The following is a 7,026-nucleotide window of genomic DNA, read 5'->3' as shown; positions in this document are numbered from 1 at the left end:
ATGATGGCCAAATCATCTTTCGCGGCCAGGAATGCAATTTCAAAGGCATTCACGACAGCGAGCATATGGGCATCGTCATCATCCACCAGGAGCTTGCCCTGGTGCCGATGCTCTCGATCGCGGAAAACATCTTCCTCGGCAACGAGCACGCCAGCTATGGCGTCATCGACTGGGACGCCAATGAGACGCGCACGGCCGCCCTGCTCAAGAAGGTCGGGCTCAAGGAGGATCCCAAGACGCTGATCACCAATATCGGTGTCGGCAAGCAGCAGCTGGTCGAGATCGCCAAGGCGCTCAGCAAGGAAGTGAAGCTCCTGATTCTGGACGAGCCGACGGCCTCGCTCAGCGAAAAGGACAGCCAGGCGCTGCTCGACCTCCTGCTCGAGTTCAAGCGCCAGGGCATGACCTCGATCCTGATCTCGCACAAGCTGAACGAGGTGAACCGTGTCGCCGACAATGTGACGGTGATCCGCGACGGGCGCACCATCGAGACCTTGCCGAGGAAGGACATCTCGGAAGACCGCATCATCACCTCGATGGTCGGCCGTTCCCTCGACGACCGCTACCCGCCGCGCGAGCCGCAGATCGGCGACGTCATTTTCGAGGTGAAGGACTGGTCGGTCTACCACCCCATCCACGCCGAGCGGCAGGTGATCAAGAACGTAAACCTCAATGTGCGCAAGGGCGAGGTGGTGGGTATTGCGGGGCTGATGGGCGCCGGCCGCACCGAATTCGCGATGAGCCTGTTCGGCCGCTCCTACGGCCGGCACATCACCGGTGAGGTGTCGCTCCACGGCAAACCGCTCGACCTCTCGTCGGTGAGCAAGGCGGTGGAGAACCGCATCGCCTATGTGACGGAAGACCGCAAAACCTACGGCCTCAACCTCATCGACCACATCAAGCACAATGTGACCTTGGCCAATCTTGGCGGCGTTTCCAGCCGCGGCGTCATCGACGACATGCGCGAGATGAGCGTCGCCAACGACTACCGCAAGAAGACCAATATCCGCGCCTCCAGCGTCTATCAGCTGACAGGCAACCTTTCGGGCGGCAACCAGCAGAAGGTGGTGCTGTCGAAATGGCTGTTCGCCGATCCGGAAGTCTTGATCCTCGACGAGCCGACCCGCGGCATTGACGTCGGCGCCAAGTACGAAATCTATACGATCATCGCCCGCCTCGCCGCCGAGGGCAAAGCGATCATCGTCATCTCGTCGGAAATGCCCGAATTGCTCGGCATCACCGACCGCATCTATGTGATGAACGAAGGGCGTATCGTCGGCGAAATGGCGGCAAGCGAAGCCAGCCAGGAAAAAATCATGCGCGCCATCGTTCGCGGAGAAGGAAAAAAAGCATCATGAGCACAGAAAGCGCTCCCGCACCGCAAAGCGGCACAGCCGAAGACGTCAAGCAGGGTCCACGCATCGCCGTGTCGGCGCTGACGACGAACCTGCGCGAATACGGCCTGATCATCGCGCTGATCGTCATCATGCTGTTCTTCCAGTACACGACGTCGGGCACGCTGTTCAAACCGGTCAACCTCTCGAACCTGGTGCAGCAGAACTCGTTCATCATCGTGATGGCGCTGGGCATGCTCCTGGTGATCGTCGCCGGCTATATCGACCTCAGCGTGGGATCGGTGGCAGGCTTCATCGGCGCGCTTGCCGCGATGATGATGGTCATCTGGCCGCTCGGCATATTCTCGAATCCATTGGTGGTCTCGATCGTCTGCCTGATCGTCGGCGCGCTGATCGGCGCGGCGCAAGGCTACTGGATCGCCTATCACAAGATACCGAGCTTCATCGTGACGCTGGCCGGCATGCTGATCTTCCGCGGCATCTGCCAGGCGCTGCTCGGCGGCGGCTCGTCGGTCGGCCCGCTGCCGGACAGCTTCAAGGCGCTGAGCTCGGGCTTCATCCCGGACGTCATCGGCCCGCTTGTGCTGATCCCGCCGACGGTCAATGCCGCCGGCAAGACCATCGTCGGCAGCGGCTTGACGCTGCATATGACAACGATCGTGCTCGGCCTGATCGCCGTGCTCGCCTATGCCTATTTCGGTTTCAGGACGCGGCGCAAGCGCGAGCGCCATGGCTATGAGGCGGAGCCCTTCCCGCTGTTCGTGATCAAGACGCTGGTCGGCAGCGCGCTGGCGCTGTTCCTGGTGTTCCAGTTCGCCAGCTACCGGGGCCTGCCGGTCGTGCTCTTGGTGATGGGTGTGCTCATCTCGCTGTTCGTCTTCGTCACCAAGCGCATGACCATCGGCCGCCGTATCTACGCCATGGGCGGCAACGCCAAGGCGGCGCAGCTCTCGGGCATCAACACCGAACGGCTGACGCTGCTGGTCTTCATCAACATGGGCGTGCTGTCGGCGCTCGGCGGCCTGATCATCGCGGCGCGCCTCGGCCAGGCCGTGCCGGCCGCTGGCCTCGGCAGCGAGCTCGACGTGATCGCGGCCGTCTTCATCGGCGGCGCCTCGGCAATGGGCGGCGTCGGCCAGGTGATCGGCGCCGTGGTCGGTGGCTTCATCATGGGCGTGATGAACAACGGCATGTCGATCATGGGCGTCAATGTCGACTGGCAGCAGGTGGTCAAGGGCCTGGTGCTGCTCGGCGCCGTCATCTTCGACGTCTACAACAAGAACAAGGCTTAAGGGCCGGAACAAAGTTCAGGAGGCATACGGGTTCCAGATCGCGACGCTGCCGGCAACCCGTCGGCGCCAAGAAGTCCGCACAAGGACCGAGCGCGCGAACGCAATCCGGACGAAGAGTTTCAACCGCGGCGGGGATCGCTCCACGCCGCGCCGGGTAAGGCTTGCCCGCGGGCGGCCGCTAAATGAGAGAGGATTCGAACATGCTGATCTCCCAGATCCTCGACGACGCCGAGACGATCCGCGTCGTCGCCCGCAATGGCGGCGGCAAGACCAGGGTCATCAATGGCGCGCGCAGCGTCTATTCGCTGGCGATGGAGGCCGCGCGCACCGGCATCGGGCTCGAAGCGCTAATCGAGCGCAAGGGCTATGGCGAGACGGTCGATCTCGATGCCGCCTACAAGAGGGGGAGGCTGGTCTCGCCGATCAACCATCCGGACCCGGCGCATCTGCATCTCACCGGCACCGGGCTGACGCATCTCGGCTCCGCGGCGACGCGCGATTCCATGCACAAGAAGCTCAGCGAGGGCGGCGAGCAGGAGCTCACCGATTCCATGAAGATGTTCCGCATGGGGCTCGAAGGCGGCAAGCCGGCCAAAGGCCAGGTCGGCGTGCAGCCGGAATGGTTCTACAAGGGCAACGGCACGATGGCGGTGGCGCCGGGCGCGCCGCTGATGTCGCCGGCCTTCGCGCAGGACGGCGGCGAGGAGCCCGAGATCGCCGGCATCTATGTCATCGGCGATGATGGCGCGCCGTTCCGCGTCGGCTTCACGCTGTCGAACGAGTTCTCCGATCATGTCACCGAGCGGGTGAACTATCTGTTCCTCGCCCATTCCAAGCTGCGCAATGCCTCGTTCGGCCCCGAGATCCTGATCGGCGACCTGCCGGCCGACATCCGCGGCGCATCGCGCATCTGGCGCGACGGCAAGCTGCTCTGGGAAAAGCCGTTCCTGTCGGGCGAGGCGAACATGTCGCACACCATCGCCAATCTCGAGCACCACCACTTCAAATATTCGGCCTTCCGCCAGCCGGGCGACGTGCATGTGCATATGTTCGGCACCGCGACGCTCTCCTTCGCCGACGGCATCAAGACCGAGGCCGGCGACACGTTCGAGATCGAGGCGCCGGATTTCGGGCTTCCGCTGCGCAATCCGCTGGAGATCGAAAATCCGGTGAAGGTGGCGGTGAAGGCGCTGTAGGAAGGGTGATCTCCCCCTCGTGGGGGAGATGGCCGGCAGGCCAGAGGGGGGCGCTGTCCCGCCAGCGTCTCCACTCGTTCAAGCTCAGACCTCGGAAGCCCTCACCTGCCTCAAATACAAAGGCCGCGATCCTTCGCGCTCCCCTCTGCCCTGCCGGGCATCTCCCCCTCCCTCAAGGGGGGAGGTTGGCAGCTCAGCGCGCGGCCCTGAAATGCTTGGAAAGCTTCAGGCCCTGCGCCTGATAGTTCGAGCCGAGATCGGTGCCGTAGAGCGCCTGCGGACGCTTCAGCATGTGCTCGTAGACGAGGCGGCCAACGATCTGGCCGTGGTCGAGGATGAAAGGCACTTCGTGGCTGCGCACTTCGAGCACGGCGCGGCTGCCGCTGCCGCCGGCGGCGGAATGGCCGAAGCCCGGATCGAAGAAGCCGGCATAGTGGACGCGGAACTCGCCGACCAGCGGATCGAAGGGCGTCATCTCGGCGGCATAGAGCGGCGGCACGTGCACCGCTTCGCGGCTGACCAGGATGTAGAATTCGTCAGGGTCGAGCACGATCTCGCCGGCGCCGCTCTTATAGATCGGCTCCCAGTAGTCGACGACATCCTGCGCGGCGCGCTTGTCGACATCGACCAGGCCGGTGTGGTGCTTGCCGCGATAACCGACAAGCCCGTCCTTGTCGCCGTCGAGGTCGATGGAGAGCGCGATGCCGCCGCCGGAAATATTGGGCGGCTCGGTGGCGACCAGCATCTCGGCACGGTGAAGGTCGCGCAGCTGGCTTTCCGAAAGCACGGCATTGCCGATGCGGAAACGGATCTGCGACAGCCGCGAGCCGGCGCGCACGACGATCGGGAAGGTGCGCGGGCTGACTTCGAGATAGAGCGGCCCGTGATAGCCGGCGGCGATCTTGTCGAACTCATGGCCGCGATCGGTCATGACCCGCGTGAAGATGTCGAGGCGGCCGGTCGAGCTCTTCGGATTGGCCGAGGCCGAAACCTCGGCCGGCAATGCCAGGCTTTCCAGCAAAGGCACGATATAGACGCAGCCGGTTTCCAGCACCGCGCCGCCGGTGAGGTCTATCTCGTGAAGCTTCAGCCGTTCGAGCTTGTCGGCGACCAGATGATCGGGCCCCGGCAGAAAGGAGGCGCGCACGCGATAGGCCTTGTCGCCGAGCCTGAGATCGAGGCTGGCCGGCTGGATCTGGTTGGTGTCCAGCGCGCGCGGCGACTTGAGCGCGTTCGCCTCAAACAGCGCCGCGATGTCCTGATCCGGAAGAATGCCTGTCTGCCGCAAAGGCTGGCTCCGTTCACAAGGCCGGGCGAGGACCTAGGCAGGCTCTTGCCGTCCGGCTGGTACAAACCTCTTAATGAAGCCGGCAATTGACGCAAGCGCGGCGCTCATTTAAAGGGTCGTTATCCCGTGGTGATTTGGCCGGTCGGCTTGCAGCCACGTTAAACAAGTCGCTAAAGGACCGTCGAGCCGCAAGGCTATATGGACCGGTTGCGACTTCGCGGCCGGTTTTTTTATGTCTGGAAGCAGGGCTATGAGCACCAAGAAGCGCAACTGGAAACCTCAAACGGCACTCGTGCATGGCGGAACGCTGCGTTCCCAGTACGGCGAGACCGCAGAGGCGATGTATCTCACGCAGGGCTATGTCTATGAGACGGCGCAGGCGGCGGAAGCCCGCTTCAAGGGCGAGGAACCGGGCTTCATCTATTCGCGCTACGCCAACCCGACCGTCGACATGTTCGAAAAGCGCATGTGCGCTCTGGAAGGCGCCGAGGATGCCCGCGCCACCGCCTCCGGCATGGCCGCCGTTTCCGCCGCCCTGCTCTGCAGCGTGAAGGCAGGAGACCACATCGTTGCGGCGCGCGCGTTGTTCGGCTCCTGTCGCTGGGTGGTGGAGACGCTGGCGCCGCGCTACGGCATCCAGGCGACGCTGATCGACGGCACCGACATCGCCAACTGGGAAAAGGCGGTTCGCCCGAACACCAAGCTGTTCTTCCTGGAAAGCCCGACCAATCCGACGCTGGAAGTGGTCGACATCGCCGCGGTCGCCAAGCTCGCCAATTCGATCGGCGCGCGCGTTATCGTCGACAACGTCTTTGCCACGCCGCTGCAGCAGAAGCCGCTGCAGCTCGGCGCTCACATCGTCGTCTATTCGGCGACCAAGCATATTGACGGCCAGGGCCGCTGCCTCGGCGGCGTCATCCTGTCGGACAAGAAATGGATCGACGAAAACCTGCACGACTATTTCCGCCACACCGGCCCCAGCCTGTCGCCCTTCAACGCGTGGACGCTGCTCAAGGGGCTGGAGACGCTCCCGCTGCGCGTGCGCCAGCAGACCGAGAGCGCCGGCAGGATCGCCGATTTCCTGGCCGGCCGGTTGGAGATCGCGCGCGTCATCTATCCCGGCCGCGCCGATCATCCGCAGGCCGATATCGTCAAGAAGCAGATGTCGGGCGGTTCGACATTGATCTGCCTTGACGTCAAGGGCGGCAAGCAGGCGGCCTTCGCCTTCCAGAACGCGCTCGACATCGTGCTGATCTCCAACAATCTCGGCGACGCCAAGAGCCTGATCACCCATCCGGCGACGACGACGCACAAGAACCTGAGTGACGAGGCACGTGCCGAGCTCGGCATCGGCCCCGGCACGCTCAGGCTCTCGGTCGGCCTGGAGGACACCGACGATCTGCTGGAGGACATCGAGCAGGCGCTGAAGGCGGCAAAATAAGCCGGAAAACATCGTGGGAGATCAGGCGATCTCCTCAAGTTCTGTCAGCGCGCGGGTGCGGATGGTCATCTCATTGCCGCGCCATTCGACGGCGCCGCCGAACCAGGCGCGCGCCCAGATGGCCGGCAGCATGGCGTCACGCGCGATCATCGCGGTGACGCTGCGCGGCGACAGGTACCAGCCCTTGGCCAAGGCCAGCAGGCATTCCGGCAGGTAGGCGATCGCCAGCACCCACAAAGCCGTGGTGGACAGGCTGACGCCGGCGCTTGCCGCGGCAACCAGCGCCAGCAGGAGCGGCGCCGCCGCGCCGGTCAGGATCTCTGGCGTGAAGAACAGCGGGAACGTGACCCGGCGCAGCCGCGCCCAGCGCGTCTGTCGCGACCAGATCTCGGCGAAGCTGCGCTGTCCGAGCGGCTGCTCGAAAGGCGAGGCGACGAGATTGACGCGCAGGCCC

Annotated in this window: 5 protein-coding genes, 1 pseudogene and 1 riboswitch; of the genes and pseudogenes, 4 read left to right on the top strand and 2 right to left on the bottom strand. The window is 64.1% G+C overall.

Annotated elements, in window-relative coordinates; all coding sequences use genetic code 11:
- The 3 genes from EOA24_RS22275 to araD1 all read left to right on the top strand — a co-directional run.
- The coding region (locus EOA24_RS22275) for a sugar ABC transporter ATP-binding protein (protein WP_133374570.1) at window positions 1-1,358 on the top strand (1,358 nt) is incomplete at its 5' end.
- Entirely contained in the window at window positions 1,355-2,647 is a 1,293-nt protein-coding gene (gene mmsB, locus EOA24_RS22270; protein WP_042641269.1) for a multiple monosaccharide ABC transporter permease, read from the top strand. The genes EOA24_RS22275 and mmsB, both read left to right, overlap by 4 nt.
- 200 nt (window positions 2,648-2,847) lie before the next feature.
- On the top strand, window positions 2,848-3,843 hold the full coding sequence (gene araD1, locus EOA24_RS22265; protein ID WP_126079341.1) for an AraD1 family protein: 996 nt from the start codon (window positions 2,848-2,850) through the stop codon (window positions 3,841-3,843).
- 193 nt (window positions 3,844-4,036) lie between these two features.
- Here the strand turns inward: araD1 and EOA24_RS22260 are convergent, their stop codons facing one another.
- Complete coding sequence (locus EOA24_RS22260; protein WP_127410064.1) at window positions 4,037-5,131, bottom strand: 2'-deoxycytidine 5'-triphosphate deaminase; 1,095 nt, start codon at window positions 5,129-5,131, stop codon at window positions 4,037-4,039.
- Between the two features lie 116 nt (window positions 5,132-5,247).
- Window positions 5,248-5,325: riboswitch (SAM riboswitch) on the top strand.
- A 56-nt stretch (window positions 5,326-5,381) separates the two neighbouring features.
- Between EOA24_RS22260 and EOA24_RS22255 the strand changes: the two genes are divergently transcribed.
- Entirely contained in the window at window positions 5,382-6,572 is a 1,191-nt protein-coding gene (locus EOA24_RS22255; RefSeq protein ID WP_126079343.1) for an O-succinylhomoserine sulfhydrylase, read from the top strand.
- A 21-nt stretch (window positions 6,573-6,593) separates the two neighbouring features.
- Here the strand turns inward: EOA24_RS22255 and EOA24_RS22250 are convergent.
- A pseudogene (locus tag EOA24_RS22250) lies at window positions 6,594-7,026 on the bottom strand (ceramide glucosyltransferase); the annotation flags it as partial.

It is taken from the genome of Mesorhizobium sp. M2A.F.Ca.ET.039.01.1.1 (genome assembly GCF_003998035.1).
Classification (GTDB): Bacteria; Pseudomonadota; Alphaproteobacteria; order Rhizobiales; family Rhizobiaceae; genus Mesorhizobium.
Note: the sequence above shows the minus strand (reverse complement) of the source record. Positions and strands in the feature narration are given on the sequence as shown.

Bases quoted from the DNA above. Each gene is read 5' to 3' on its own strand.
- mmsB (WP_042641269.1), top strand. From the start codon at position 1,355: ATGAGCACAGAAAGCGCTCCCGCACCGCAAAGCGGCACAGCCGAAGAC.
- araD1 (WP_126079341.1), top strand. From the start codon at position 2,848: ATGCTGATCTCCCAGATCCTCGACGACGCCGAGACGATCCGCGTCGTC.
- EOA24_RS22255 (WP_126079343.1), top strand. From the start codon at position 5,382: ATGAGCACCAAGAAGCGCAACTGGAAACCTCAAACGGCACTCGTGCAT.